Source organism: Streptomyces deccanensis (assembly GCF_022385335.1).
In the GTDB taxonomy this organism is placed as follows: domain Bacteria; phylum Actinomycetota; class Actinomycetes; order Streptomycetales; family Streptomycetaceae; genus Streptomyces; species Streptomyces deccanensis.
Genome location: NZ_CP092431.1, coordinates 9027786 through 9054147 on the forward strand (window position 1 = coordinate 9027786; position 26362 = coordinate 9054147).

A 26362-nucleotide genomic window follows, 5' to 3' on the forward strand; every position below is an offset into this window, starting at 1 on the left:
CTTCTCGCGCAGTTCCCCGCGCCCCCAAAAGACCAGGCCCCTGCGGGCCTGAAAAGCACGGGGCGCAGCCCCTGCTTTTCAGGGGCGCGGGGAACTGCGCGAGAAGCCCCACCGGAGCCGCGGCCGACAACGCACCCGAACCGCCCCCGCACCCGGCGGAGCCGCATGGCACTCTGGGGGTATGCCTGAATTGCCCGAAGTCGAGGCTCTCCGGGACTTCCTGGTCGGCAAGCTCGTCGGTCATGAAGTGGTCCGCGTGCTGCCCGTGGCCATCAGCGTGCTGAAGACGTACGACCCGCCCCTGAGCGCCCTCGAGGGCCGGGAGGTCACCGGCGTACGGCGGCACGGCAAGTTCCTCGACCTCGCGGCGGACGGCGGCGAGCTGCATCTCGTGACGCATCTGGCGCGAGCCGGATGGCTCCAGTGGAAGGACCGGCTGCCGGACGGCCCGCCGAGACCCGGCGGCAAGAGCCCGCTCGCGTTGCGGGTCGCCCTGGAGACCGGCGAGGGTTTCGACCTCACCGAGGCCGGGACGCAGAAGCGGCTCGCCGTCCACCTCGTACGGGACCCGGCGGAGGTCCCCGGCATCGCCCGGCTCGGCCCCGACCCCCTCGCCGACGACTTCGACGTCACCCGCTTCGCCGGGCTGCTCGCGGGGGAGCGGCGGCAGATCAAGGGCGCGCTGCGGGACCAGGGTCTGATCGCGGGGATCGGGAACGCGTACAGCGACGAGATCCTGCACGCCGCGAGGATGTCGCCGTTCAAACTGGCCTCGTCGTTGAAGCCGGAGGAGGTCCGGCACCTCTACGGGGCGCTGCGCACCACGCTCACTGAGGCCGTCGAGCGCTCCCGGGGGCTGGCGGCCGGGAGGCTGAAGGCGGAGAAGAAGAGCGGACTCCGGGTGCACGGCCGTACCGGCGAGCCCTGCCCGGTGTGCGGTGACACCGTCCGGGAGGTCTCCTTCAGCGACTCCTCGCTGCAGTACTGCCCGACCTGTCAGACGGGTGGCAAACCCCTCGCCGACCGACGGCTGTCACGGTTGCTCAAGTAGCCCCGGTCGAGTGATCGAACAGCCCGGAACCGACGACCGGTCATGATCCGCAACCATTGAAGGTACGGACCAATCCTCGGCGGACTCGGGTGTGGAACAGGGGCGGATTCCGGGGCCCGCGCGGGGCCGATGGACCGGCTCAGCGCGCGGCCGGGGCCTCGATGGTCACCAGGAGCTCGCCGTCCTGGCTGCGTACCTCGAAGTGGTCGATGTCCTCGAGCTGCATGGCGGTGCCCCCCACCATCTCGGCAGCCTTGTCGGCGCCCTCGGGGGACTTCCAGTTGGCGGCCGTCTCCTCGGAGCCGTCCTTGCCGATCACGACGAGCCGGCAGGCGTGGGCACCGTCGGCCTCCTTGACCTTCAGCTCGATGTCGCTGCCCCAGAGCCGCTCCTCTGCCTTGACCTCGGCCCACACGCCCGTCTTCGCGTCGGTGGCCGCGACCGTGGTGACTGCGGTCTTCGGAGCCTCGCTCTGACCTGCGACAACGGCCACGGCGGGACCGCCGATCGCGATGACCACGGAGGCCGCGAGGGCGAACAGCCAGCGCCTGCGCTTGGCCCGGTGGCGCGCGGCCACCTCGTCGAGCAGCCGACCCAGCATCCGGGGGCCGGGCGCCGCGAACGGGTGCACGGCACGCGGTGTCGCGTTGCGGTACAACATCAGCTGGCGGGCAGCCGGACGGAACTCGGTGACCTGTACCGCGCACTGCGGGCAGCCGCGGACATGGTCCTCGAAGTGGAACGAATCCACCTCGTCCAGCACGCCCAGCGCGTACGCGCCGACGTCGTGATGACGATCCTGGGACCACATGGCAATTCCTCGGGCCGGTGTGCGGTGGGGGTTGCTTCCTGCCCCCACCGGTACGGACCAGACCGGCGAATCACTCAAGCCCCGCGACAATGCCAACCAAAAGATTCGGAGCCCTCCGCCGGGCGGATTGGTCCGGAACCGAAAAAGTTGGTTCACCAAGGCCGGGACACGTCGACAGCCGACACCCGGACCCGGGGCGTCCCGGCTAGAAGAGGTGGATCGCCAAGTGCCCCAGCGGCAGACCGAGCCGCCACGCCGGCGTCCAGACCTTTGGGCCGTCGTCCTCTCCGAGCCCCGCACCGCCGCCCGGCACCGCGTCCAGGTCCGGCGCGAGCAGCTCCGTCTCCTCCAGCCAGCGCCACGCGGCGGCCGCCAGCTCCAGATCCGGGGACGGGCCGCCCGACTCCAGCGCCTCGGCGGTGAAGTCCGCCATGCGCTCGCACACCCAGTCCTGCCACGGCTGGTCGTACGCCGTCAGCGAGAGCCAGGTCTCCAGCTGGGTGACGACCCGGATGCCGGAGAGCTCACCGCCCGCGTCCGAGAGGAAGATGGTCAGCGCCAGGGCCTCCCGCCCCGCACGGAACTCGAAGGACGTCGGCGGCATCAGGTCGCCCGTCCGCAGCAGCTCCTCCGCGATGTACTCGGCATAGAACCACGCCATCGGGACGGCCAGTTCGCCGCCGCCGGCGCCGTCCGTGCTCTCTTGACCTCTGTGCAGCATCCCTTCCTGCCTTCCTCCGGTGCGTGCGCGTCGCCCGACCCCGGGCCTGGAGACCAGGCCCCGGCCCCCATCCGGAACACGGATAGAAGACAGCTGATTGCTCAACAGGGGTCCTCAGCAAGGCGCTTTACGGAGGTTTGACTCGGCCATGGGTTTCACCGCAGGTCGGCCGCGTATCCAGGAAGCACCCGGCGAAGGGCGCGCAGTGCGTAGTACGCGCGGGACTTCACCGTACCGGGCGGGATCCCGAGGGCTTCGGCGGCTTCCGCCACACTCGCCCCCTGGAAGTACACCTGCACCAGTACTTCACGGTGCTCGGGAGTGAGTGTCTTCACAGCTTCCCGTACATCGAGGGTCGCCACCGACCGTTCGGCGTGATCGGACATCACTCGGGCGTTCTCCAGCACCGCGTCCCCCACCTCCGCGGGGCGCGCCTGCCGGGCCCGTCGCGCGTCGATGGCGAGTCGCCGCCCGACGGTGAGCAGCCAGGGGCGTACGGAGTCGAAGTCGTCGGCGCGCAGCGCCTCGGGGTGTTGCCAGGCGCGCACGAAGGTCTCCTGCACCAGGTCCTCGGCGCGATGGCGGTCCCCGTCGGAGAGCCGCAGCAGCAGGGCGAAGAGGGGGCGGCCGTGTTCGCGCTGGAGCTCGGCCAGCTCGCGTTCGGCGGTCGTCCCTTTGGTGATCGTGGTTCCGGCCGTCATGGCCGTATGGGAACGCGGGGCGCCGCGCGGGGACAGAGGGCGGTCACGGATGTGCGGCGGGCGGTCGAACCTGTCGACGAACGGTGCGACGAACGGTCGGCGCCCCCACGGGCGGCCCGCCGTCGGGGCCCTGGCCCCCGCCGCGGATCTACGGCACCACCGTCACCGGCCAGCGGCCCGCCTTCACCAGACGCAGGGCGACCGAGCCGACGATACGGTGACCGGCCTGCTGGGAGGCGCCCACCACGACCGCGTCCGCCTTGAGCCGGTCCGCCGCCGTCACCAGGCCGCCGTACGGGTCGCCGCGGAAGGTGTGGAACTCCCAGCGCACCTCGAAGACGCCCTTCACCTGCTCGGCGGCCTCCCGGATCTCCGCCACCAGCTGCTCGGCGATCTCCTCGGTCGTCCCCGCCACCGGCACCCCGAGCGCCGCGCTCGTCGCCAGCGGCGGCTGCACGTACACGATGGCGAGCAGCGCGTGCTGGCGGCGGGCGAGACCGGCGGCGTAGGCCACGGCGCGCAGGGAGGTGTCGGAACCGTCCAGTCCGACGAGGATCACCTTGGGTCCGTCGGTGCCGCGTTCGAACCGGTGTGCTTGCTGATCGGTCACGGTCGCGAGGCTATCCGAGCATCCGTCCTCCGGCGTGCGCCGGGCGGTCAGCAGGGGCGCGGAAAACTACTCTCATCGTGTGATTCCATGCCGCCGCCTTGGTGTCGTGGTGGTGCGCCGTCCTCGCCTTGGTCGACTGATGAGTCATGACGAAGGATCAGATGCCCACGGGACGCCGCATGTTCACGCGTCGCCGCCTGCTGACCGGCGGGGCCGCCCTGCTCGGCACCGCCGGTTCGGCGGGCACCGCCGCCCTGCTCCTCGGCGACGGGGGCTCCGGCCCCGCACCGGCCGGAGCCCCCGCCCCGGCCGCCGGTCCGGCGGGTCGGCCCGCGCTCGAGCCCTCCGCGTACCGTCTGGAGCCCATCGCCGGGTACGGCCCGCGCACCCGCCGCCGCACACTCGTCCCGGCCGGCGTCCGACGCGAGCCGTTCCTGCGGGTGGACGGCCGCGGCCGGAGCATGGTGCTGACCTTCGACGACGGCCCCGATCCCCGCTACACCCCGGACATCCTGCGCATCCTCCGCGACCACGACGTCCGGGCGATGTTCTTCGTCTGCGGCGAGATGGCGGTCCAGCACCAGGACCTGCTGCGCGAGATGGCCGACGACGGCCATGTGGTCGGCAACCACACCTGGTCCCACCCCCTGCTCACCACCCTCTCCCGCTCCAGGGTCCACACGGAGATGGCCCGCACCAGCGAGATCATCGAGAAGGCGTACGGCGAACCGCCGCTGTGGTTCCGGGCCCCCTACGGTGCCTGGAACCGGGCCGCGTTCCGCTTCGGCGCCGAGCTGGGGATGGAGCCGCTCGGCTGGACCGTGGACACCCTCGACTGGCGCAGGCCGGGCGCGCGCACCATCGCCGAGCGCGTGGAGGACGGCGCGGCTCCCGGAGTCGTCGTGCTCTCCCACGACGCGGGCGGCGACCGCTCGCAGAGCGTGGCGGCCCTGCGCGCCTACCTGCCCGAGCTGCTGGAGGACGGTTACCGCGTCACGGTGCCGCAGCGGCAGTACGTATAAGGACCCGATCACGTCCCCAGGCTTTCGCCCGCCCGGCGGGAGCGCTCAGCGCACCTCGACCAGGCGGGCGAACACGACGACGTTCCCGTCGTAGCCGTTCTGCTTGGAGAAACCGCCCCCGCAGGTGATGACCCGCAACTCGGGGATCCCGCTGTTCCCGTAGACCCGGTCGCCGGGGAAGTCGTTCTTCGCGAAGACCTCGACGCCGTAGATCTCGAACACGGCGGTCCTGCGGTCCGCGCGCCGGATCTCGACCTTCGCGCCCTTCTTCAGCGCCCCGAGCCCGTAGAACACGGCGGGGCCCTGATCGTTGTCGACATGGCCGACGACGACCGCCGTGCCCTTCTCCCCGGGGGAGACAGCGCCGGTGAACCAGCCCGCCAGGTTCGGGTCGCGGGCCGGGGGCGCGTCCACCCAGCCCTGCGCGTCCAGCCCGACCGCCACGGCCGGCGCGTCCACCTGGATCGACGGGATCCGCACCCGGTCGACCATGGCGTACGGCAGCGGGTCCGGGGCGTGCGCGAACGTGTCCTGCGGGGTGCTGCGGCTGTCGGCGGCCGCCGCCGACGCGGGTTGCGGCGGACCCACGTCGAACTCCCCCGAGCCGTTGCGAATGAGAGCGAGACCGGTCAGCAGAACAAGCGCTATCACGCCCCACGGAGCGCGCTTCGTGCGCCGCTCCTCCCATTCGGCCTCGGCCGGTTCGGACGCAGACATTCGCCATCCCCTCTCGACACGGCCGTCACCGTGTGCGTCGCGCGTACGAAAACGCTAAGCGCGCCGCGGCGCGACGGCGACGGGGGCGGGTACGAACGGGTGGCGGCGCGGCGGGGTTGTGCGCCATCCGGGTCCGCAGCCCGCCGGAAATTTTCTGACGGTCCGTGACCTGCGGTGATATCCGATCATGCGGAGATATCCCCGGCGTGTCCTCTCACCGAGGCTCACCAGGACGGACCAGCCCCGAAATGCGGCCCCGCGCACGGCATCTGAGGGTCGTTCCGGGAGACGCTTTCTCGCCGATCGACCGGGGACGGGACCCGGGGCGTCTTCCGCGGAGGATCACATGCGTACTACTCGTGTCCTGGCGGCCTCGGCCGCCGCGGCCGCCCTGGTCGGTGTCGCCGCGCCGACGGCCGCCGCCTGGGACCAACCGAGCTCGGTCACGGCCGCCCCCAACGTCATCGCCCGTGGCGGGCAGCTCGTCCTCACCGTCAAGGGCGGTGACGCGTGCGCGACCGCCGGCAGCACGATCAGCTCGAACGCCTTCCCGACCACCAACCTCGCCTCCATGGGCGGTACGACCGCCACGGCCACGGTACGGGTCAACTCCGACGCCAGTCCCGGCTCGTACAGCGTCACCACCCACTGCGAGGGCGAGCGCAAGACGTTCACCGGCGTCTTCACCGTCATCGGCGGTGTCCGCGGCGGGCTCGGCGGCAGCAGCTCCAGCGGGGCCACCACCACCGACATCGCGATCGGCGGCGGACTGGTGACGGCGGCGGTCGTCGGCGGTGGCGTCTTCTGGATGCGGCGGCGCTCCGAGAACAAGATCTGAGCCCGGGCCGACGGGAACAGGGTGTGGTGCCCCGCGGGCGGCGGTCAGGAGTGGCCGCCGTCCTCGGGGCGCCGGCGCGACCAGTGCCAGGCCACGCCCAGCGACCCGGCGACCAGCGCGGCGCCGAGGCCGATGTCCGAGAGGTCGAAGCCCGCGACGGTGCCGCCGGCCCCGGCGTGGGAGCCCCGGGAGGGGTGGAGGGTGGGGTGCTGGGTGGGCCGGCCGCCGACGATGGTGAGATCCGTCCGGCCGATCTCGTCGCCGCACTGGAACGTCACCTCGTACACCGTGCCGGGCCGGGCGTCCCGGTCGACGGTCGCCGTCGCCGAGGACTGGCCCCGGGGGATGGTGACGGCGTCGAAGACTCCCGAGGAGACGGTCGTCCGTCGGTGGCAGCCGTCCACGCGCAGGATCACCTGTCCGCCGGGGACGACGGCCGACGGCGTCACCCCGAAGCCGAACGACGTGAGGTCACTGACCCGTGCCGCGTGCGCGGCGGGGGCGGCCAGGGAGAGGGCGGAGAGGGCGGTCACGGCCGACAGAACGGCCGAGGCGACGCGTATCGCGCGCATGGTGAAGCCTCCGGGTCCCCGAGGAGCCTGCTGCGGACCGTTTCCGCCTGCGCCTGAGATGCACCTCGATGACCGAACGCTAAGAAGGCGCGCCGGTCGGCGCGATCGCAGTAGCGCGAATGGGGCACGCGTGTGCTCCGCACAGGGGACCGGCATGCGTACGGCCGGGGGACGGGCGCGGTGCGGCGCCGTCCCCCGGCCGTGGGCCGGGCGCGGAGGACGGTCAGTCGCCCGCGTTCGGGAACAGGGCGAGGAACGGATCCGCGGTGGCCGAAAGGCCCCGGCTGTAGGGCGCGTCGAAGTCCCAGACGAGGAACAGCAGGAACGCGATCAGGGCGGAGAACAGCCCGGCGAGGATCAGCTCGCGCGCCGTGCGCCGGATCTGCAGGGCGAACACCATGCCGACCGTCACGACGGCACCGATGATCAGGCCGAACCACACCACGCCGGGCATCGTCTCGCCGGTGGATTCCGCGCGGCTGCCGCGCGCGGCGTCGGCCGCGGCTACCTGGTCCAGCAACGGCTGGTAGGCCTGCGCCTCGAAGTCGCTCCGCGGCTCGTAGTCGGTGACCTCGTGGCGCACGGTGTCGAACAGTTCGGTGCCGCGCTCGGTCACCTCGCCCTTCTCGGCCATGACCTTCCACTCGGTGGTCACCACGTGGCCGACATAGGCGTCGATGTCCGCGCGGATCCGGTCGCGCACGTCCTCCGGGTACACCCGCACCCGCTCACTGATCTCGTGCAGGGCCTGCGCCTCCGCCTGGACCTGGTCCTGGGCGGCGCTGCGGGCCTCCCAGACACCGGCGATCGCCAGGCCCAGCACGATGGCGTACACCACGCCGATCATCATGGTGATGTACTCGATGACGTCCGGGGTCTCGGACGGGTCCTCGTCCGCGGGTGCGGCGTGATGCCGTACTACGGCCACGATGAGGACGACCAGACAGGCCGCCCCCATCGCGAGGGTGAGAACAAGCCATTCCGACAAGAGGTTCCTCCAGGAATCAGCGCGGACGCAGGGCGGCGGCGGCGAACACCGCGGGCACCGTGACGAGCAGGGCGAGGGAGACGAGGGACGGGCCGGAGCGCTTGGCCCGCGAGTGGGACGGGGCCCGGTACGGCGGATAGCTCACCGGCGTCGGCGACACCGTCGGGCGGGGGCTCGGCGTGGGTTTCGGCTTCGGCGTGGGGGTCGGGGCGGGGACGGGCCGGGGCGCCTCCCTGACGGGCGGTGGTGGCGGAGGCGGCGGCGGTGCGGGCCTCGGGGGCGGGGGCGGTGTCGGCTTCGGGGCGGGCGGGGGATCCGGGGTGGGGTCCGGAGTGGGCTCAGGGGTGGGCGTGGGCGACGGCGGCTCGGGCCGCGGCGGAGGCGTCGGGGTGGGCGTCGGCTCCGGCGGACACGACGGGGTCGGTGGGGGCGGAGGCGTGGGCGACGGGGTCGGCTCGCAGGAGTCGGTGCTCCCGATCGCCACGGCGACCCCGCCCCCGCCGCCCGGGCCGACGGTGGCGTACGCGCAGGCGTCCGCGACCGCCGTGCCGCTCGGAGTTCCGCTGAGGAGCCAGGTCAGTGCGAGCAGGGCCGACAGCCGTAGGGCGAGAGCGGATCGGGTCCGCTGGGGTCCTTGCACGTCGGAGATCATCCGTGCTCGCGCGCCCGCGTACGCGGGAGGACGGAGGGATTGCTCCAAAAGAGCGAAGAGCGCGCCCCGAATGTTTGAGTGCGGATGCCCGGCGCTGACCCCTTTTTCGATACCGGCGCAGGCCGCGCCGCACGCCGCGCCGAACACCGCGACACAGACTTCCGAAAGAAATTCCTCCCGCGTTGAACACAGCAGGCACTCCCACGCGTACCTAGGGCCAGCAAGCGGCGCAGTAGGGCGCTGCAACACCCACCGGATACACGGGGAGTTGGAATGAAGACCTCCTGGCGGAGCGCCTCACTCGTAGCGACAGCTGCGGCTGTACTGGTGCTGACGACGGCGTGCGGTCAGGAACAGGGGTCCACGTCCGCGCAGAACGTGGGCGCCGCTTCCACCCCGACGCTGGGCACGGGCACCATCGCGGGCACCGGGTCCGGTACGGCCGGCGCCGGCGCGGCGGGGTCCGGCACCTCGGAGCAGGCCCAGTCCACCACGGCGGCCTCCGCGGGCCAGCTGACGGTGTGGAACAGCGACGAGTACGGCAAGGTCCTCACGGACAGCGCCGGTCGCACCCTGTACCGCTTCGACAAGGACTCGTTCGAGCCGCCGAAGACGACCTGCGAGGGCGAGTGCGCCACCACCTGGCCGCCGGTGCCCGCCTCGGGCGCCACCGCCGCCCAGGGTGTCGACAAGGCCCTGCTCGGCGAGGTCAGCCGTCCCGACGGCACCAAGCAGCTGACGGTCGGCGGCTGGCCCATGTACTACTTCGCCAAGGACACCAAGGCCGGTGACATCAAGGGCCAGGGCCTGAAGGGCACATGGTTCGCGTCGGCCCCCAACGGCAAGAAGGCCTCCGTCAAGGGCGGCGGCGGAGCCGGCGCGGGCGGCAACGGCAACGGTGCCGGGGCGGTCGAGCAGGCCGGTCTGACCACCCGCAACGACCCCAAGCTCGGCGAGATCGTCGTCGACAAGAACGGCATGACGGTCTACCGGTTCCTCAAGGACACCCAGTGGCCGATGTCGACCAAGTGCGTCGGTGACTGCCTCGACAAGTGGCCCGTCGTCGCCCCGGTCGACAAGAACGACACCAAGGGCATCCTGCTGAAGGGCTACACGGTCTTCGACCGCCCCGACGGCATCAAGCAGCAGACCATCAACTGCATCCCGCTCTACACCTTCGCCAACGACAAGGCCCCCGGCGACACCAACGGCCAGGGCGTCGGCGGCACCTGGTTCGCGATCAACGGAGACGGCGAGCCGATCGGCGCCGACAAGTAGGCCGCGTCTTCCCCACGCACCGCACCAGCGCGGCCGATCCAGGTCCGCCCCCTCCGCACCGCACCGGAGGGGGTGGACCGCTTGGCATGCCCGGGGTCGAACAGGCATGGGCGGGGCGGTGGTTGGGCATGTGCCATCGGCAGCGGCTTTGAACGGACGGTCAATTTCCGTTTTCGCTCGCTCCTTCGGCGGACGATCAGTAGCCTCAGCTCGAACACCGGATCGCCTACGCCACCCCCGACGCGTTGGAGAACACTGATGGAGCGTCCCGCCTGGGCGCCGCGGAGCATCGACATCTCGATGCCGTCCGTGGCCCGCATGTACGACTACTACCTGGGCGGTTCGCACAACTTCGAGGTCGACCGCGAGGCGGCCCGCCGGGCCATGGAGTTCGTGCCCGGTCTGCCCAAGATCATGCAGGCGAACCGCGCCTTCATGCGCCGCGCGGTGCGATACGCCGTCGACACGGGCGTCACCCAGTTCCTGGACATCGGATCCGGGATCCCCACCTTCGGAAACGTGCACGAGGTCGCCCAGGAGGCCAGCCCCGGGGCACGCGTCGTGTACGTCGACCACGACCCCGTCGCCGTAGCACACAGCCAGGCCGTTCTCGAGGGGAACGACGACACGGATGTGGTCGCGGCCGACCTCCGCAAGCCCCGCGAGATCCTCGAGAGCCCCCGAGTCCGGCAACTGATCGACCTGAACCGGCCGGTCGCACTGCTTCTGGTTGCCATACTGCACTTCGTGGAGGACACGGACGACCCGTACGGAGCGGTGGCCGAGCTGCGTGACGCGCTCGCGCCGGGCAGCCTGCTCGTCGTCTCGCACGCCTGCCGCGAGGGAATCCCGCTGCCCGAGGAGCGGGCGGCGGGCGTGGTGGACGTGTACCGGAACATTCGCAATCCGCTGACCATGCGCTCGTCCGACCAGGTCGCGCGGTTCTTCGAGGGGTACGACATGGTGGAACCCGGAGTGGTGCCGATGGCGAAGTGGCGGCCCGACACGGCTTCCGAGGACGACGATCCGTACGCCTACGCACAGTTCGCCGGCGTGGGGACCAAAGCGTGAGGGCGGAGCCGGACGGGCCGGAGGACAGACTCCGCAGGTTCGCGACGATCTGGAGCCGGGCGGTCTTCCCCGCCACCTCCACCTCGCTGACCCGGCCCGAGTTCGAGGAACAACTCCTGCCGCTGGCCCGCAGGCTCAGCGAGGCGCTGCGGGCCAGGACGTACGACGCCGAGGAGGGCAGGGCCGTCGGCGCCGATCTCGTCGCGGCGCACTGCACCGAACCCGAGGCGCTCAGCCGGACCCTGGACTGCGTCGACGCCTATCTGGTGCTCTACTGCGGCGGCGACGGACCCCAGGACGACCTGCGCGCCCGTGCCGCGCGACTGCAGTCCGCGATGGCCGCCGGATACGCCGAGGCACTGCGGCAGCGCACCCTCGCCGAGCAGGAGGCGATCGCCCGCGCGGCGCTGGAGGCCCAGGGCGCCGTCGCCCGGGCGCTGCACGCCACCGAGGCCCGCTTCCGCGCCGTCTTCGAGGGCGCCGCCATAGGCATCGGCATCGCCGATCTCGACGGCAACGTCCTCCAGGTCAACGGCGCGCTGCTGCGGATGTTCGGCGTCACCGAGCAGGCCATGCGCGGCCGGCCGGTCCCCGAGTGGAAGCACGCCGACGACGCGCCGCAGGTCTGGCGCCTCTACGACGAGCTGGTCCGCGGCGAGCGCGAGCACTACCACACCGAAAAGGCGTTCTCCCGCCCCGACGGCACGGTCCTGTGGACCAATCTGACGGTCTCCCTGCTGCGGGACGCGGACGGCCGGCCGCAGTACCAGCTGGCCCTCATGGAGGACACCACCGAGCGCCGGCTGCTCAACCTCCGCCTCCGCTACGAGGCCACCCACGACGCGCTGACCGGACTGCCCAACCGCACCCTGTTCTTCGAGCGCCTGGAGAAGGCCCTCGCGGCGGGCGACGGCCAGCGCTTCGGCCTCTGCTACCTCGACCTCGACGGCTTCAAGACCATCAACGACAGCCTCGGGCACGCGGCCGGCGACCGGCTGCTCGTCGAGGTCGCCGACCGGCTGCAGTCCTGCGCAACCGCGCCCGGCGAGATGGTCGCCCGCCTCGGGGGCGACGAGTTCGTGGCGCTGACCACCGGCACCGACACCGAGCGCGAGGTCGACGAACTCGCCGACCGCATCATGAACGCGCTGGTCACCCCCGTCCGCATCGACGGCCGGGAACTGCTCGTGCGCGGCAGCATCGGCATCGTCGAGGGCCCGGCGGGGGAGCGCGGCCCGGCGGAGGTGCTGCGCAGCGCCGACATCACGATGTACCGCGCCAAGTCGGCGGGCGGCAACCGCTACGAGGTCGCCGACGCCGAGGCCGACGCCCGCGCCATCACCCGGCACGGCCTCACCACCGCGCTGCCCGCCGCCCTGGACCGGGGCGAGTTCTTCATCGAGTACCAGCCGCTGGTCCACCTCGGCGACGGCACGGTGCGCGGCGCCGAGGCCCTGGTCCGCTGGCTGCACCCGCAGCACGGCGTCCTCGGCCCCGACCGGTTCATCCCGCTCGCCGAGCGCACCGGACTGATCGTGCCGCTCGGGCGCTGGGTCCTGGAGCAGTCGGTGCGCCAGGCCAGGGAGTGGCAGGAGCGCCAGGGGGGCACGGGGGCCACCGGGCCGCTGCGCGTCAACGTCAATCTGTCGCCGTGCCAGTTGACCCACCCCGGACTGGTCCAGGACACCGTCGACATCCTGGAGCGCGCGGGCCTCGACCCCGACGCCCTGTGCCTGGAGGTCACCGAGTCCGCCCTGATCGGCGCCGACGACGATCTGCTCAAACCGCTGCGCAGGCTCTCGGAGATGGGCGTCGACATCGCCCTCGACGACTTCGGCACCGGCTACTCCAACCTCGCCAACCTGCGCCGACTGCCCGTCCGCGTCCTGAAGTTGGACCGGTCCTTCACCCAGAGCATGCAGCAGTTCCCGGCCGACCCCGTCGATCTGAAGATCGTCGAGGGGATCGTCTCCCTCGCCCACAGCCTCGACCTCGCGGTCACCGTGGAGGGCGTGGAGACCGGTGCCCAGGCCGAACAACTCCGCATACTCGGCTGCGACACCGCCCAGGGCTGGTACTACGCCCGCCCGGGCCCCCCGGACCGCCTGCACGAACTGGCTTTGGTGGACGCGACGGGATAGGGGGGTCTTTTCGGCCACCGGTTCGTCCCTTCAGGGGCGCGGGGAACTGCGCGACCAGCCACGACGCACCCGCAGCCCCGAACCGGCCGCACCACTCACGGCGAGACCGGGACCCAGGCCGAGGCCCCGGCTCACCGCTCCACCAACATCCGCTGCAACTCCCGCGCGGCCCGAGGCGGAGCCACATCGCTGCGGTGGGCCAGCGCGATCGTCCGATGCAGCCCCGGCCGGGCCAGCGGGGTCACCCGCAGGCCCCGCCCGGAGCGGGTCGCGACCATCCGCGGGACGACGGCCACGCCCAATCCCGCCCGCACGAACCCCAGGACCGCGTCCATCTCCCCGCCCTCCACCGCGAAATCCGGCTCGAACCCCGCGGAGCGACACGCGGCGACGGTGAGTTCCCGCAGGTCGTAGCCGTGGCGGAACATCACGAGCCGCTCGCCCTCCAGATCGGGGACACGGACCGTGCGGCGGCCGTTGCCGGGCTTGGGGGCGTCGGGGGAGGAGACCACCACCAGGTCCTCGCGCAGCAGCTCCACCGTGGTGAGCGCGGGGGAGGGCGTGGGGAGCGGGAGGACCACCAGGGCCAGGTCCAGCGCGCCGCGCGCGAGTTGGCGTACGAGGTCGTGCGAGCCGCCCTCCTCGATCAGCAGGCGGATGCCCGGGTAGCGGTCGTGGAAGGCGCGCAGCACGTCCGGGAGCAGACCGGTGCACAGGCTCGGGGTCGCGCCGAGCCGGACCCGGCCCCGCCGCAGCTGCGCCAGCTCCTGCACCTCGTGCCGGGCGGTGTCCGTGTCGGCGAGGATGCGCCGCGCCAGCGGCAGCAGGGCCTCACCGGCGTCGGTCAGCGTGATGTTGCCGCGCGCCCGCTGGAAGAGGTCCGCCCCCAACTCCCGCTCCAGCGCCTTGATCTGCTGCGACAGCGACGGCTGCGCCACATGCACCAGCTCGGCGGCGCGGGTGAAATGCCGGGTCTCGGCCACCGCCACGAAGTACTGGAGCTGCTGGAACTGCATCCCTCCACGATACGGGACGATAGTTTCCCGCTATCGAAACGAGCTGTTTCATGTCTTGGACCGATGGGGTGAGGCCGCTCTAGCGTCATGGGCATGGCTCTGGCAACGCGGACGGAACGGGCGGAGCGGGCGGAACGGTCGGCACGAAAACCGTCCCGGGCGCGCTCGGTGTGGGACAGCTCCCTCGGCAAGAAGACGGTGATGGCCGTCAGCGGACTGATCATGCTGGCGTACCTGGTCGTCCATATGCTCGGCAACCTCAAGATCTTCTTCGGCTCGGACGAGTTCAACGGCTACGCGCACTGGCTGCGCACCCTCGGCGAGCCCTTCCTGCACTACGAGTGGGCCCTGTGGATCGTCCGCGTGGTGCTCGTCGCCGCCGTCGTCGCCCACGCCACGGCCGCCTACCAGCTCAGCCGCCGCGACATCAAGGCCCGGCCGGCCAAGTACGTCCACAGCAAGCGCCGGGCGAGCTACGCGACCCGCACCATGCGCTGGGGCGGCGTCATCCTCGGCCTGTTCATCGTCTGGCACATCCTCGACCTGACGACCGGCACCGTCCACCCGGGCGGCTTCCAGGCCGGACACCCGTACCAGAACGTGATCGACACCTTCTCCACCTGGTACGGCAACGTCGTCTACATCGTCGCGGTGCTCGCGCTCGGCCTGCACATCCGGCACGGCTTCTGGAGCGCCGCGCAGACCCTCGGCGCCGGCAGCCGCACCCGCGACCGCGCGCTGAAGACCACCGCGAACGTCCTCGCCCTGGTGCTGACCGTGGGCTTCGTCTCCGTACCCGTCGCCGTCATGACCGGAGTGGTGAGCTGACCATGACCACATCCTCCGAGTACTCCGCCTACGTGGACTACGCGACCGGTGCCCCGGTCGTCGACGGCAAGGCCCCCGAGGGACCGATCGCCGAGCGCTGGGACAAGCGCCGCTTCGAGGCCAAGCTGGTCAACCCCGCCAACCGCCGCAAGCACACGGTGATCGTCGTCGGGACCGGCCTGGCCGGCGGCTCGGCCGGCGCCACGCTCGCCGAACAGGGCTACCACGTCGTCCAGTTCTGCTACCAGGACTCCCCGCGCCGCGCCCACTCCATCGCCGCGCAGGGCGGCATCAACGCCGCCAAGAACTACCGCAACGACGGCGACTCGGTCCACCGGCTGTTCTACGACACCGTCAAGGGCGGCGACTTCAGGGCCCGGGAGTCGAACGTCCATCGCCTCGCGCAGATCTCCGTCGAGATCATCGACCAGTGCGTGGCACAGGGCGTGCCGTTCGCACGCGAGTACGGCGGGCTGCTCGACACCCGCTCCTTCGGCGGCGTCCAGGTGTCCCGGACCTTCTACGCCCGGGGGCAGACGGGCCAGCAACTGCTGCTGGGCGCCTACCAGGCCCTCAGCCGGCAGATCGCGGCCGGCAACGTGGAGATGCACCCGCGCACCGAGATGCTCGACCTGATCGTCGTCGACGGGCGGGCGCGCGGCATCATCGCCCGGGACCTGATCACGGGGAAGATCGACACGTACTTCGCCGATGCCGTGGTGCTGGCGAGCGGCGGGTACGGGAACGTCTTCTACCTGTCGACCAACGCCATGAACTCCAACGCCACCGCCGTGTGGCGGGCGCACCGCAGGGGCGCGCTGTTCGCCAACCCGTGCTTCACCCAGATCCACCCGACGTGCATCCCGCGCACCGGCGACCACCAGTCCAAGCTGACGCTGATGAGCGAGTCGCTGCGCAACGACGGCCGCATCTGGGTGCCGAAGGCGCGGGGTGACCAGCGCCCGGCGAACCAGATCCCCGAGGACGAGCGCGACTACTACCTGGAGCGGATCTACCCCTCCTTCGGCAACCTCGTCCCCCGTGACATCGCCTCCCGCGCCGCGAAGAACGTCTGCGACGAGGGCCGGGGCGTCGGGCCCGGCGGGCAGGGCGTCTACTTGGACTTCGCCGACGCCATCGCCCGGATGGGCCGCAAGGCGGTCGAGGCCAAGTACGGCAACCTCTTCGACATGTACCAGCGGATCACCGACGAGGATCCGTACGAGGTCCCCATGCGGATCTACCCGGCCGTGCACTACACGATGGGCGGGCTGTGGGTCGACTACGACCTCCAGACCACCGTCCCCGGACTGTTCGCGATCGGGGAGGCCAACTTCTCCGACCACGGCGCCAACCGGCTCGGCGCGTCCGCGCTGATGCAGGGCCTCGCCGACGGGTACTTCGTGCTCCCGGCCACCATCAACGACTATCTCGCCCGGCATCCGAAGCAGGGCGGGATCGGACCCGAACACCCCGCCGTCCAGGAGGCGTTGGCCGAGACCGAGGACCGGCTGAACCTGCTGCTCGCCGTCGACGGCGACCGTACGCCCGACTCCTTCCACCGTGAACTCGGCGAACTGATGTGGGAGTTCTGCGGCATGGCCCGCACCGACAGCGGACTGCGGAAGGCCCTGGAGCGGATTCCGCAGATCCGTGAGGAGTTCTGGCGGCGGATCAAGGTGCCGGGGACGGGCGAGGAGTTCAACCAGTCCCTGGAGAAGGCCAACCGCATCGTCGACTATCTGGAGTTGGCCGAGCTGATGTGCCTCGACGCACTCCACCGCGCCGAGTCCTGCGGCGGACACTTCCGCGAGGAGTCCCAGACGGCCGACGGCGAGGCGGAGCGCCGCGACGAGGAGTTCGCGTACGCCGCCGCCTGGGAGTTCACGGGAACCGGCACGGCCCCCGTACTGCACAAGGAAGACCTGGTCTTCGAGTACGTCCACCCCACCCAGCGGAGCTACGCATGAAGCTCACCCTGCGCGTATGGCGGCAGCGGGCCGCCGACGCCGACGGCGCCATGTCCACGTACGAGGTGGACGACATCTCGCCCGACATGTCCTTCCTGGAGATGCTCGACACGCTCAACGAGGATCTCATCCTGCGCGGTGAGGACCCGGTCGCCTTCGACCACGACTGCCGCGAGGGCATCTGCGGGGCCTGCTCGCTCGTCATCAACGGCGACGCGCACGGGCCGGAGCGGACGACGACCTGCCAGCTGCACATGCGGTCCTTCTCCGACGGCGACACGATCGACGTGGAGCCGTGGCGGGCGTCGGCGTTCCCGGTGATCAAGGACCTGGTCGTCGACCGGTCCGCGTTCGACCGGATCATCCAGGCCGGCGGGTACATCACGGCGCCGACCGGAGCCGCGCCGGAGGCGCACGCGACAGCCGTCCCCAAGCCGGACGCGGACTTCGCCTTCGAGCACGCGGAGTGCATCGGGTGCGGCGCGTGTGTGGCCGCCTGTCCCAACGGGGCGGCGATGCTGTTCACCTCGGCCAAGATCAACCATCTGAACGTGCTGCCGCAGGGGGCGCCCGAGCGGGAGACGCGGGTGCTGGACATGGTGGAGCAGATGGACGACGAGGGGTTCGGGGGGTGCACGCTCGCGGGGGAGTGCGCCACGGCTTGCCCCAAGGGGATTCCGCTGGTGTCGATCACGAGTATGAACAAGGAGTGGCTGAGGGCCACGAGGAAAGCGGGAAAGCGGTAGCGCCGTCGGGGGCCTGACGTCTTCGGGCCGCGGGTTCGTTGTGGCTGGTCGCGCAGTTCCCCGCGCCCCTGAAGGGCGCGCTGTCGTGGACGGCGGTTGAAAAGCGTTCGCCGAATCGTGCGGACGGGCGGGGCCGGGAGTGGTGCTCATCCCCGGCCCCGTCTGGGTTTTCCGGGGCCGGAAACCCGCGCGTGGCTCGACGGTCGCGTCCCGGCCAGACGGCGGTCACCGGGACCGTTCCGTTCAGCAAGCGCACATCCGGGCTCCCGCCACCGGTCACGCGAAGGCCAGACGGCGTCGGAAGAACAGGTACGCGCAGGCCGTACCCGACCGGCCTGTCCTTCCGCTCAGGCCGAACCGGCCCGTGACCTGGAGTGAGCCATGACCGCCGTACCCGCTCTGGACACCCCTGCCCTGCCGTCCCCGTCTGCGGTCCCTACCCCCTACACCGTCACCCTCGCCCGTGACGCAGCCGATGTGCGGGCCGCCCAGCGGCTGCGGCACGACGTGTTCGCCGGCGAGCTGGGCGCCCTGCTGACCGGTCCCCAGCCGGGCCTCGACGTCGACCCCTTCGACGCGTACTGCGACCACCTCCTCGTGCGGGAGACGCTGACCGGGCAGGTGGTGGGAACCTACCGGCTGCTGCCGCCCGAGCGGGCCGCCGTCGCCGGACGGCTGTACTCCGAGGCCGAGTTCGACCTCGGGCGGCTCGACGGCATCCGGCCCGGACTGGTGGAGGTCGGCCGCTCCTGCGTCCACCCCGACCACCGCGACGGCGCGGTCATCGGCCTCATCTGGGCCGGCATCGCCCGCTACATGCTCGACCGGGGCCACGAGTGGCTCGCCGGCTGCTGCTCCATCCCCCTAGCCGACGGCGGCACGCTCGCCTCCGCCACCTGGGACCGGGTGCGCGACAAGCACCTGGCGCCCGAGGAGTACCGGGTACGCCCGCTGCTGCCCTGGATCCCGAAGAGCGAGACCCCCGTGGCCCGCATGGAACTGCCGCCGCTGCTGCGCGGCTATCTCCGGCTCGGCGCCTGGGTCTGCGGCGAGCCCGCGCACGACCCGGACTTCGGGGTCGCCGACCTGTACGTGCTGCTGTCGATGCGCCGGGTCAACGCCCGTTACCTGCGCCACTTCCTCTCCCTCGTACCGGCGGCGTGACCCGATGAGCGTCTGGCTGCCGAGCGCGCCCTGCAGCCCGCAGGCCTGTGTGCAGACCGGGGCGTCGATCGCCGCCGTGCCCCGGGCCGTCGCCCGGTTCGCGGCGGTCGTGGCCCTGGTCCTCGTCGGAGTGCTGGTGAGCGCCGTCGGACTGCGGGCTCCGGCCGGGGTCGTACGGCTGTGGTGCCGGGCGGTCGTACGGGCGTCCGGCGTCCGGGTACGGATCTCCGGCGGCGCCCCGCCCGACGGCGGGCTGCTGCTCGTCGCCAACCACGTCTCCTGGCTGGACGTACCGCTGCTCGGCGCGGTGCGTCCGGCGCGGATGCTCGCCAAGGCGGACATACGGCGGTGGCCCGTGGCGGGCGCTCTCGTGGCGCGGAGCGGAGTGCTGTTCATCGAGCGGGACCGGATCCGCGCGCTGCCGGACACGGTCACCCGCATCGCCGACTCCTTGCGCGGCGGGGCGGCCGTCGTCGCCTTCCCCGAGGGGAGCACCTGGTGCGGCCGGGCCCAGGGCCGCTTCCGGCGGGCCGTCTTCCAGGCCGCGCTGGACGCCGACGTGCCCGTGCAGCCGGTCCGCGTCCGCTACCGGTTCGCCGAGGGCGGGGCGAGCACCACACCCGCCTACGTCGGGGACGACTCGCTGCTCGCCTCCGTGTGGCGGGTGGTGACGGCACGCGGCGTCGTCGCCGAGGTGGACGTACGGCCCGTCATCGGCCCGGCCGGTCACGTCGACCGGCGGGCGCTGGCGAGGGCCGCGCAGACGGCGGTGATCGACGTGGCGGCCATGGTCGAACACGCGCCCGAAGCGGTGGACGGGTGCCGGTCGGGTCAGCCGAGCCCCGCGATCCGGGCGAGCCTCGTGTAGGAGTCCAGCAGCGCCTCACGGTCGTACGTGCTCGTCGTGACCAGGACCTCCTGGGCACCCGTCTCCTTGATCAGCGACTCCAGTTCGTACGCCACCTGCTCCTCGGTGCCGTACACCTGGCCGGTCAGCCCGGCCTCGTAGAAGCCGCGCTCCCTGGCCGTCATCGTCCGCCGCTCGACCTCCTCCGCCGGGGCGAGCGGCGGGAACGTGCCGTGCGTGCGGGAGTGGGCCATGGCCCAGGCCTCGGGGAGCAGGATCCGGCGCGCCTCCTCCGGGGTGCCGGCGACGGCGATCGTGCCGGAGACGACGACGTACGGCTCCGCCGCCCACTCGGACGGACGGAACCCCGCGCGGTAGCGGTCGATGCCGCGCCGCATCCGCTCGCGGTCGCGGAGGTCGCCGATCACCATCGGCAGGCCCGCCCGCGCGGCGATGTCGGCGCCCTCGCCCATCGCGAGCACGAACGGGGGGACGGTCAGGCCCTCCGGCGGGCGGGCGTGCACGCCGGTCGGGGAGGTGCCCCGGAACCAGGAGAGCAGCTCGTCCAACTGGCCCGCGAAATCGTCGGCATCGTCCTTGTCCCGGCCCAGCGCCCGCCGTACGCCGTCCGTGAAGCCGACGGAACGGCCGAGGCCCATGTCGATCCGGCCCGGGAACAGGGACTCCAGCACGCCGAACTGCTCCGCGACGACCAAGGGGCGGTGATTGGGGAGCATGACCCCTCCGGTGCCCACGCGGATCGTGTGGGTGGCGGCGGCGACGGCGGCGGCCAGGACGGTCGGGGCGGAGCCGGCTACGCCGGGGACGCCGTGGTGTTCCGACACCCAGAAGCGGTGGAATCCGAGCCGTTCCGCGTCTCGGGCCAGCTGGACGGTGTCCCGCAGGGCCTCGGGGGCGGTGTGGTTTTCGCGGGTGCGGGAGCGGTCTAGGACGGAGAGGCGCATATGGGGTTCAACGTTTGGGGGGTGGGGGGATTCCCGTTCGTCGCGGGGTGCGGGTGGGTGGGGCTTCTCGCGCAGTTCCCCGCGCCCCTGAAAAGCAGGGGCTGCGCCCCGTGCTTTTCAGGCCCGCAGCCCCGTCGCCTTTCAGGCCCGAAGGGGCCTGACGCTAAAAAAACCGAGCCGCGCCCGGAAGAATCCGGACGCGGCTCGGTCAAGGTGCCGCTCGGGGGTTACTTGCGGCCGACCACGACCCCCTTCGTCTTCGCGGCCGACTTGTTCTCGTAGACCACCGCGCCCGAGGACTTCTTCCAGATCTTGATCTTGAAGGTGTCCGGCCCGTCCGTGGCCGTGATGCGGAACGCGTAGCCGGTCTTGCCGCCCACCGTGCCGGAGCCCTGGTAGACCGCCTTCGAACCGGTGACCACCAGCCAGTCGGAGCCGGTGGAGCGGAACTTCAGCTTGGCCTTGGCGAAGTCGAACGCGGCCTTGCCGGACGGCCGGGTGTCACCCTTGCCGTACTTGGCGCTGAAGGAGAAGCCCGCCGTGCCGGTGAGCTTCGGGCTCGCCGGGAACGCCCCGGCCGGTGAGGTGAAGCTGCCCTTGCCGGTCGCGGAACCGGCGGCCCGGTCGTAGACGATCAGTTCGGGGAGCGTGCTGCTCGCCGAGGCGCCGTCGTCGTCGGTGACGGTGACCACCGGGCGGAAGATGCCGGCCTTGCGGTAGGTGTGCTCGGCCTTGCAGACCCCGACGGCGATCTTGCCGGCGGTGGGCTTGGTGCCGTCCTTCCAGTCGACCTTGCAGGTGTGGGTGTCGCGGGTGCCCGGGTCGGTGAACTTCGCCGAGACCGAGGTGCCCTTGCCCACCGCCACCGGGGACTTCGGGCCGGTCGCGGAGGTGATCTTCGGGGCCGCGTTGGTGACGGTCACGGTCGCCGTGTCGGAGCTGCGGCCGCCGGTGAGGGTGAGCGTGTACGTGCCGTTGTCGGCGCAGGTGACCGTGGTCTTCGCGGACTTGGCGTCGGCGAACACGCAGGGCACGTCGTTGCCGATCGTCCACTGGGCGCCGCCCGCGCCGGAGACCGTGCCGTTCAGCTGGATCTTGGCGCCTTCCTTGCCGGAGGCGTCCGCGCCGGCCCGGGCGATGGTGACCGGGTCGATGCTCTCCAGGGTGGGGACGACCTTCTTCAGCAGGCCGTCGGCGTCGAACTCCAGCTTGTCGATGGTGGTTTCGCGGTGCGTGCCGTCTCCGCCCGGGATGGCGAAGCGGTGGTAGACGACGTACCAGTCGTCGGTGTTCGGGACGTGGACCACCGAGTGGTGGCCGGGGCCCTTGATGCCGAGCGAGAGGTCCTTCTCCAGGATCACGCCCTGCTTGGTCCAGGGACCGGTGGGCGAGGAGCCGGTGGCGTAGGCGACCCGGTAGTTCTCGTCACGTGTGTCGTTCTCCGACCACATGAAGTAGTAGGTGCCCTTGCGCTTGATGACGAAGGTGCCCTCGTTGTAGCCGCTCGGCGTGATGTCGGTGACCTTCGAGGCGTCGAAGGAGACCATGTCGTCGTTGAGCGGGACCACGTACGCCCGGCCGTTGCCCCAGTAGAGGTACGAGGTGCCGTCGTCGTCGGTGAAGACCGCCGGGTCGATCATCTGACCGCGGTAGTCGCCCGCCTTCAGCAGCGGCTTGCCGAGCGCGTCCTTGAACGGGCCGGTGGGCGAGTCGGAGACCGCGACACCGATGTTCGCGTCGGCGCAGAAGTAGAAGTAGTACTTGCCGTTCCGCTCCTCCATCGCCGGCGCCCAGGCCCTGCTGTCCGCCCAGGAGACGTCCGGACCGAGGTCCAGGATGACGCCGTGGTCGGTCCAGTTGACCAGGTCCTTGGAGGAGTACGCCTTGAACTGCGTACCGCTCCAGCCCTCGAAGCCGTCGGTGGTCGGGTAGATGTAGAAGGTGTCACCGAACCGGACTACGTTCGGGTCGGCGTTGAGACCCGGCAGGACCGGGCTCTTCATGACCACCGCCGAGACGGTCCAGGTGCGCTTCTTCCCGTCCGAGCCCGTGACCTCGTACGTGACCGGCTTGCTGAAGTCGCGCAGGGTGCCGGAGGCCGGGCTGATGGTCGCGCCGTGGGCGAGGGTGAACTCCGGTGCCAGGGCGGTGACATCACTGCCCGGGGCCAGCGGCAGGACGACCTTGCTGTCCTTGTCGGTGATGATCGCGTCGGTCTTGAGCGCCGGGTGGGTCGCCGCGGCGATCCCGGTGGTGTTGCCGCCCAGCTCCAGGACCTCGGCGGGCGTCAGGGCCCGGTTGTAGATCCGGAAGTCGTCGACCTCGCCGCCGAAGTACGGGTCGGGGGAGTAGAGCGACTTGCCGATGTAGCCGGAGTGGTCCTTCGCCGAGTCGTACAGATCGGACGGCTTGACGGTGACCCCGCCGACGCGGGCGACCTCGGCGCCGTCCAGGTAGAGGACCGCCGTCTCGGTCGCGCCGTTCAGGGTGACGGTGAGGTGCTTCCACTCGCCCGGGGTGAGCGGGGAGCCGCCGAGCATCTGCTTCTCACCGGACCAGGTGGCCTTGGTGATCGCGGAGAACAGCTTGCCGCCGCCGTTGGACGGAGTGGCGAACAGGTACTTGTTGCTGTCCGGGCCGAGCCCGAAGAGCCACTGGAAGTTGTCGCCGCCCTTCCACTTCACGTACGTGGAGACGGTGACGCTGCTCGCGCCCTTCAGGACCCCGTTCGGGATCTTGACGTACGGCGAGCTGGAGCCGCTGTTGCCGCCGGACATCTTGAACGAGCCGCCGTCGACGCCGGTCCCGAAGTCGGGCGTACGGACGTAGGTGCCGTGGTAGCCGTGGCCGCTGGAGTCGCGGGCGATGCTGCCGCCGGTCTCGTCGAAGTCGTAGTGCAGCAGCAGGTCGGCGGGGACGTCCGGGCCCTCGGCGGAGACCGTGACCTCCGCCGTGACCTCGATCGCCGAGTCGCCGGCGATGTCGCCCTTCACCGTGAAGGTGCCGGCCTGCGCGTACTGCGAGGCGTCCACGGCCTCCCAGGTGACCGCGACGGGCCGCTTCACGCCGTCCGCAGACTCGGCGATGACGGTGGCCGGCAGGACCGGGGCGTCACCGACGCGGGTCTTCACCTTGACGTCCTCGACGTCGGTGATGATCTGGTCCGGCTGGTAGGTCTGCAGCAGCCGGTCGTACTCGGCCTGGGTGACCGGGAGCACCGTGCCGTGCCGGGGCTTTGACGGCAGGTCGTAGCCGGTGGACGGGGTCCACACGCCGGAGGCCAGGTCGGTCGTCTCGAAGGGGATGTAGCCGCGCCCGCCGAACTCGTCGAGGAACGCGTACCACTTCTCCTCGGTGTTCGACTTGAACACCAGCGGGCCCTCGGCCGCGCTCATCTCGCCCTTGCCGATGCCCTCGGCGACGGCGGTCCAGGAGAGGTTGCGCAGCGTGTCGCTCTTCTCCTCGAAGATGAACTTGCTGTTGGGCGTGGAGGAGGAGTTGTTGCGCTCGTCCTTGGAGAGGCGGAAGTACTCGCCGTCGTGCCGGATGACCGTGGAGTCGATGACCGAGTAGCCGCGGTCGATCCAGACCTTGGGCTCGCTGAAGGTGTAGAAGTCGCGGGTCGTCGCGTACATCATGCGGTTGTACGTGTCGCCGGAGTGGGCCTCGTTGTCGTACAGCTTCGACGCCCAGAACACGACGTACTCGCCGCGCTCGTCGTCGTAGTACGCCTCGGGGGCCCAGGTGTTGCCGGCCGAGTCGGGGGAGACCTTCACCAGGCGCTGGTTGGTCCAGTTCACCAGGTCGGTCGACTCCCAGACCATGATGGACTTGCTGCCGGTGCGCTGCGAGGCGTCCCAGTCGCCGTTGCCGTAGATCTTGAGGTCCGTGGCGATCTGGTAGAATTTGTCGCCCTCGGGGGAGCGGATGATGAACGGGTCGCGCAGACCCTTCTCACCGAGCGTGGACGTCAGGACGGGCTTGCCGTCGTTCAACTCCCGCCACTTCAGCGGGTCGTTGCCCTTGCTGAGGGCCGCGTAGAGCTGCTCGCCGTCCGAGGTGCCCTCGCCGGTGAAGTAGCTGAACATGTAGCCCTTGAGGGCTTCCTTCTTCGGCAGCTCCGGCACCTTCGCGGTGAAGACGCGGGTTCTCTTCGCGTCGCCCTTGGAGACGGTCGCGGTCAGCTCGACGGTGGTGGCGCCGTCACCGTGCGCGGGACGCTTCACCACACCGTCGTCGGAGACGACGTCCGCGTTCGCGGAGGACCAGGCGACCTTCGTGGCGAAGTCGCCGGACGTCGGGAGCGTCAGGTTGCCCCGTGCGTCGTCGAGGTTGTGCACGGTCAGTGCCTCGGTGGCCTGGTCGACGGCGGTCGTGTCGTCGAAGGCGGGCAGGACCGTGACCTCGAAGGTCTTGGTGGCGCTCGCGGGGCCCTTCTTCAGGGTCGCCGTCAGCGTGGCGTGGCCGTCGGGCTGGCCGGCGGCGGGGCGGGTCACCGCGCCGGAGTTCGAGACCACGTCCGTGTTGTCGCTCGCCCAGGTGATGGTCGAGCCGCCGGCCGTGCCGGTCTTCGGCAGGTCCAGGTCGGCGGTCACCGCGCTGGTGTCGCCCAGGGTGAGGGCGGCCTTGTCGGCGGCGACGCCCTCCGCGGCGATGGGGAGCGAGAGCTGCTCGACCTCGGAGCCGGCGAGGGCACGGTTGTAGACCCGGAAGTCACGGATCTTGCCCTTGAAGAGCTTGTCGCTGGTGTAGACCGACTTGCCTATGTAGTTGGCGGTCGTGGTGCCCGAGCCGATGGACCCCGGGGTGGTGGTGACCGAGGTGTTGCGGCCGACCTCCACGCCGTCCTCGTACAGCACGCCCGTGGTGCCGGTCTGGGTGTAGGTGAGCTGCTTCCACACCGAACGGGTCAGGTTGTGCGAGTCGGAGGGCCGGGTGTTCTGCTCGGTCGACCAGTTGCCCGACGCGATCGCGGTGCGCAGGGAGTTGCCGGTGGCGAAGAGGTAGCCGTTGCCCGCGCCGTTGGTGGTGTTGCCGAAGCCGTAGATGAAGTACGGCCCGGTCTGCGACTCGTCCATCAGTACGTCCATGGAGACGCTGATCGAGTCCATGCCCTTCATGACGTCGTTCGGCACCTTGACGTAGGTGTCCGAGCCGTTGAAGGCGAGGCCCTGTCCGTTGCCCGTCCAGCCGGCGGTGCCGTTCACCGTGCCGTCGCGGCCGTTGCCGGAGGCGTCGGTGACGGTGGTGCCGGAGGTGGCGTCGAGCTTGTACCAGAGGGCCAGGCCGTCGGTGAGGTCGGCGTCGTCCGCGGCGGCCGGAGCGGCGGGGCCGGCGAGGCCCAGAAGCAGTGACGCGGCGGTCAGTCCGGCGAGCGGACCCGCCCAGCGTCTCGCGCGGCCGCGCAGACGTGCGATGTACGTCATGTGGAATATCCCTGCTGAGAGCACGACAGAGGAAGGGAGGCGAGAAGTGAGGGGAGGACAAGGCGGAACGGGGTCGAGAAAGGGCGGGAACCCTCGCCCCGGGGTCCCGCTGTTTCGGCCGTGTGACGTCGTGTTGCGAGAGTGTCAATCGGCATGTGGTGAGGCGTCAAGAGGTTTCGAACAATGTCCGACAGGCCGAACGAAGAGCCCCCGTTCTCCAGGGAGAA

22 protein-coding genes are annotated in these 26362 nt (G+C 71.0%); 11 read left to right on the forward strand and 11 right to left on the reverse strand.

The window, feature by feature from the left end:
- Window positions 1–181: 181 nt before the first annotated feature.
- Window positions 182–1051, forward strand: a complete 870-nt coding sequence (locus L3078_RS39690; protein ID WP_239759060.1) for an Fpg/Nei family DNA glycosylase — start codon at window positions 182–184, stop codon at window positions 1049–1051.
- Window positions 1052–1190: 139 nt separating this feature from the next.
- On the opposite strand, the gene L3078_RS39695 is transcribed toward L3078_RS39690, so the two are convergent.
- From L3078_RS39695 to L3078_RS39710, 4 genes are all read right to left on the reverse strand, one after another.
- Window positions 1191–1862 carry a hypothetical protein gene (locus tag L3078_RS39695; protein ID WP_239759061.1) on the reverse strand — a complete coding sequence of 224 codons (672 nt, stop codon included), beginning with the start codon at window positions 1860–1862 and terminating at the stop codon, window positions 1191–1193.
- A 205-nt stretch (window positions 1863–2067) separates the two neighbouring features.
- Window positions 2068–2583 carry a hypothetical protein gene (locus L3078_RS39700; protein ID WP_239759062.1) on the reverse strand — a complete coding sequence of 172 codons (516 nt, stop codon included), beginning with the start codon at window positions 2581–2583 and terminating at the stop codon, window positions 2068–2070.
- 155 nt (window positions 2584–2738) lie between these two features.
- Complete coding sequence (locus L3078_RS39705; RefSeq protein ID WP_239759063.1) at window positions 2739–3284, reverse strand: sigma-70 family RNA polymerase sigma factor; 546 nt, start codon at window positions 3282–3284, stop codon at window positions 2739–2741.
- Between the two features lie 148 nt (window positions 3285–3432).
- Window positions 3433–3894, reverse strand: coding sequence for a universal stress protein (locus L3078_RS39710; RefSeq protein ID WP_239759064.1), 462 nt, complete (start codon window positions 3892–3894; stop codon window positions 3433–3435).
- Window positions 3895–4040: 146 nt separating this feature from the next.
- On the opposite strand from L3078_RS39710, the gene L3078_RS39715 reads away from it, so the two are divergent.
- Window positions 4041–4916 (forward strand): polysaccharide deacetylase family protein, encoded by an 876-nt coding sequence (locus tag L3078_RS39715; protein ID WP_239759065.1) that lies wholly within the window; start codon window positions 4041–4043, stop codon window positions 4914–4916.
- A 45-nt stretch (window positions 4917–4961) separates the two neighbouring features.
- Here L3078_RS39715 and L3078_RS39720 read toward each other — a convergent pair whose 3' ends face one another.
- Window positions 4962–5633 (reverse strand): class F sortase, encoded by a 672-nt coding sequence (locus L3078_RS39720; RefSeq protein ID WP_239759066.1) that lies wholly within the window; start codon window positions 5631–5633, stop codon window positions 4962–4964.
- A gap of 346 nt (window positions 5634–5979) precedes the next feature.
- Here L3078_RS39720 and L3078_RS39725 point away from each other — a divergent pair, with 346 nt between their 5' ends.
- Complete coding sequence (locus tag L3078_RS39725) at window positions 5980–6471, forward strand: hypothetical protein (protein ID WP_239759067.1); 492 nt, start codon at window positions 5980–5982, stop codon at window positions 6469–6471.
- A 44-nt stretch (window positions 6472–6515) separates the two neighbouring features.
- On the opposite strand, the gene L3078_RS39730 is transcribed toward L3078_RS39725, so the two are convergent.
- The 3 genes from L3078_RS39730 to L3078_RS39740 form a co-directional block, all read right to left on the reverse strand.
- Window positions 6516–7043, reverse strand: coding sequence for a hypothetical protein (locus tag L3078_RS39730; protein ID WP_239759068.1), 528 nt, complete (start codon window positions 7041–7043; stop codon window positions 6516–6518).
- A gap of 223 nt (window positions 7044–7266) precedes the next feature.
- The gene (locus L3078_RS39735) at window positions 7267–8031 is read right to left on the reverse strand and encodes a bestrophin-like domain (RefSeq protein ID WP_239759069.1); all 765 of its coding nucleotides are present in this window, start codon (window positions 8029–8031) and stop codon (window positions 7267–7269) included.
- Between the two features lie 16 nt (window positions 8032–8047).
- On the reverse strand, window positions 8048–8671 hold the full coding sequence (locus L3078_RS39740; protein WP_239759070.1) for a hypothetical protein: 624 nt from the start codon (window positions 8669–8671) through the stop codon (window positions 8048–8050).
- Between the two features lie 285 nt (window positions 8672–8956).
- Between L3078_RS39740 and L3078_RS39745 the strand changes: the two genes are divergently transcribed.
- From L3078_RS39745 to L3078_RS39755, 3 genes are all read left to right on the forward strand, one after another.
- Window positions 8957–9961: an SCO0930 family lipoprotein gene (locus L3078_RS39745; protein WP_239759071.1), complete on the forward strand. Its 1005-nt coding sequence runs from the start codon at window positions 8957–8959 to the stop codon at window positions 9959–9961.
- Between the two features lie 258 nt (window positions 9962–10219).
- Complete coding sequence (locus L3078_RS39750; RefSeq protein WP_239759072.1) at window positions 10220–11032, forward strand: SAM-dependent methyltransferase; 813 nt, start codon at window positions 10220–10222, stop codon at window positions 11030–11032.
- Window positions 11029–13173 carry a putative bifunctional diguanylate cyclase/phosphodiesterase gene (locus L3078_RS39755; RefSeq protein ID WP_239759073.1) on the forward strand — a complete coding sequence of 715 codons (2145 nt, stop codon included), beginning with the start codon at window positions 11029–11031 and terminating at the stop codon, window positions 13171–13173. The genes L3078_RS39750 and L3078_RS39755 overlap by 4 nt, the downstream gene beginning before the upstream one ends.
- Window positions 13174–13304: 131 nt before the next feature.
- Here the strand turns inward: L3078_RS39755 and L3078_RS39760 are convergent, their stop codons facing one another.
- Entirely contained in the window at window positions 13305–14189 is an 885-nt protein-coding gene (locus L3078_RS39760; RefSeq protein WP_239759074.1) for a LysR family transcriptional regulator, read from the reverse strand.
- A gap of 93 nt (window positions 14190–14282) precedes the next feature.
- Between L3078_RS39760 and L3078_RS39765 the strand changes: the two genes are divergently transcribed.
- The 5 genes from L3078_RS39765 to L3078_RS39785 all read left to right on the forward strand — a co-directional run bounded on the left by L3078_RS39765 (window position 14283) and on the right by L3078_RS39785 (window position 19765).
- Window positions 14283–15017 (forward strand): succinate dehydrogenase, encoded by a 735-nt coding sequence (locus tag L3078_RS39765; RefSeq protein ID WP_239759075.1) that lies wholly within the window; start codon window positions 14283–14285, stop codon window positions 15015–15017.
- Window positions 15018–15019: 2 nt separating this feature from the next.
- Window positions 15020–16987 (forward strand): fumarate reductase/succinate dehydrogenase flavoprotein subunit, encoded by a 1968-nt coding sequence (locus L3078_RS39770; protein ID WP_239759076.1) that lies wholly within the window; start codon window positions 15020–15022, stop codon window positions 16985–16987.
- Window positions 16984–17733, forward strand: a complete 750-nt coding sequence (locus tag L3078_RS39775) for a succinate dehydrogenase/fumarate reductase iron-sulfur subunit (protein WP_239759077.1) — start codon at window positions 16984–16986, stop codon at window positions 17731–17733. Before L3078_RS39770 ends, L3078_RS39775 begins: the two co-directional genes overlap by 4 nt.
- Before the next feature lie 381 nt (window positions 17734–18114).
- Complete coding sequence (locus tag L3078_RS39780; RefSeq protein ID WP_239759078.1) at window positions 18115–18897, forward strand: GNAT family N-acetyltransferase; 783 nt, start codon at window positions 18115–18117, stop codon at window positions 18895–18897.
- Window positions 18898–18901: 4 nt separating this feature from the next.
- Window positions 18902–19765 carry a lysophospholipid acyltransferase family protein gene (locus L3078_RS39785; protein ID WP_239759079.1) on the forward strand — a complete coding sequence of 288 codons (864 nt, stop codon included), beginning with the start codon at window positions 18902–18904 and terminating at the stop codon, window positions 19763–19765.
- Here the strand turns inward: L3078_RS39785 and L3078_RS39790 are convergent.
- Together L3078_RS39790 and L3078_RS39795 are read right to left on the reverse strand one after the other, a co-directional pair.
- A complete protein-coding gene (locus L3078_RS39790; RefSeq protein WP_239759080.1) occupies window positions 19729–20709 on the reverse strand; it encodes an LLM class flavin-dependent oxidoreductase in 981 nt (326 codons plus the stop codon). The two genes, L3078_RS39785 and L3078_RS39790, sit on opposite strands and share 37 nt — an antisense overlap.
- 227 nt (window positions 20710–20936) lie before the next feature.
- Entirely contained in the window at window positions 20937–26135 is a 5199-nt protein-coding gene (locus tag L3078_RS39795; RefSeq protein ID WP_239759081.1) for a family 43 glycosylhydrolase, read from the reverse strand.
- Window positions 26136–26362: the final 227 nt, after the last annotated feature.

What these genes read in the sequence shown, in the direction of transcription:
- L3078_RS39745 (WP_239759071.1), top strand. Translation starts at nt 8,957, where the DNA reads ATGAAGACCTCCTGGCGGAGCGCCTCACTCGTAGCGACAGCTGCGGCT.
- L3078_RS39720 (WP_239759066.1), bottom strand. Translation starts at nt 5,633, where the DNA reads ATGTCTGCGTCCGAACCGGCCGAGGCCGAATGGGAGGAGCGGCGCACG.
- L3078_RS39780 (WP_239759078.1), top strand. Translation starts at nt 18,115, where the DNA reads ATGACCGCCGTACCCGCTCTGGACACCCCTGCCCTGCCGTCCCCGTCT.
- L3078_RS39795 (WP_239759081.1), bottom strand. Translation starts at nt 26,135, where the DNA reads ATGACGTACATCGCACGTCTGCGCGGCCGCGCGAGACGCTGGGCGGGT.
- L3078_RS39775 (WP_239759077.1), top strand. Translation starts at nt 16,984, where the DNA reads ATGAAGCTCACCCTGCGCGTATGGCGGCAGCGGGCCGCCGACGCCGAC.
- L3078_RS39725 (WP_239759067.1), top strand. Translation starts at nt 5,980, where the DNA reads ATGCGTACTACTCGTGTCCTGGCGGCCTCGGCCGCCGCGGCCGCCCTG.
- L3078_RS39715 (WP_239759065.1), top strand. Translation starts at nt 4,041, where the DNA reads ATGACGAAGGATCAGATGCCCACGGGACGCCGCATGTTCACGCGTCGC.
- L3078_RS39770 (WP_239759076.1), top strand. Translation starts at nt 15,020, where the DNA reads ATGACCACATCCTCCGAGTACTCCGCCTACGTGGACTACGCGACCGGT.
- L3078_RS39690 (WP_239759060.1), top strand. Translation starts at nt 182, where the DNA reads ATGCCTGAATTGCCCGAAGTCGAGGCTCTCCGGGACTTCCTGGTCGGC.
- L3078_RS39695 (WP_239759061.1), bottom strand. Translation starts at nt 1,862, where the DNA reads ATGTGGTCCCAGGATCGTCATCACGACGTCGGCGCGTACGCGCTGGGC.
- L3078_RS39790 (WP_239759080.1), bottom strand. Translation starts at nt 20,709, where the DNA reads ATGCGCCTCTCCGTCCTAGACCGCTCCCGCACCCGCGAAAACCACACC.
- L3078_RS39705 (WP_239759063.1), bottom strand. Translation starts at nt 3,284, where the DNA reads ATGACGGCCGGAACCACGATCACCAAAGGGACGACCGCCGAACGCGAG.
- L3078_RS39765 (WP_239759075.1), top strand. Translation starts at nt 14,283, where the DNA reads ATGGCTCTGGCAACGCGGACGGAACGGGCGGAGCGGGCGGAACGGTCG.
- L3078_RS39760 (WP_239759074.1), bottom strand. Translation starts at nt 14,189, where the DNA reads ATGCAGTTCCAGCAGCTCCAGTACTTCGTGGCGGTGGCCGAGACCCGG.
- L3078_RS39785 (WP_239759079.1), top strand. Translation starts at nt 18,902, where the DNA reads ATGAGCGTCTGGCTGCCGAGCGCGCCCTGCAGCCCGCAGGCCTGTGTG.
- L3078_RS39750 (WP_239759072.1), top strand. Translation starts at nt 10,220, where the DNA reads ATGGAGCGTCCCGCCTGGGCGCCGCGGAGCATCGACATCTCGATGCCG.
- L3078_RS39730 (WP_239759068.1), bottom strand. Translation starts at nt 7,043, where the DNA reads ATGCGCGCGATACGCGTCGCCTCGGCCGTTCTGTCGGCCGTGACCGCC.
- L3078_RS39700 (WP_239759062.1), bottom strand. Translation starts at nt 2,583, where the DNA reads ATGCTGCACAGAGGTCAAGAGAGCACGGACGGCGCCGGCGGCGGCGAA.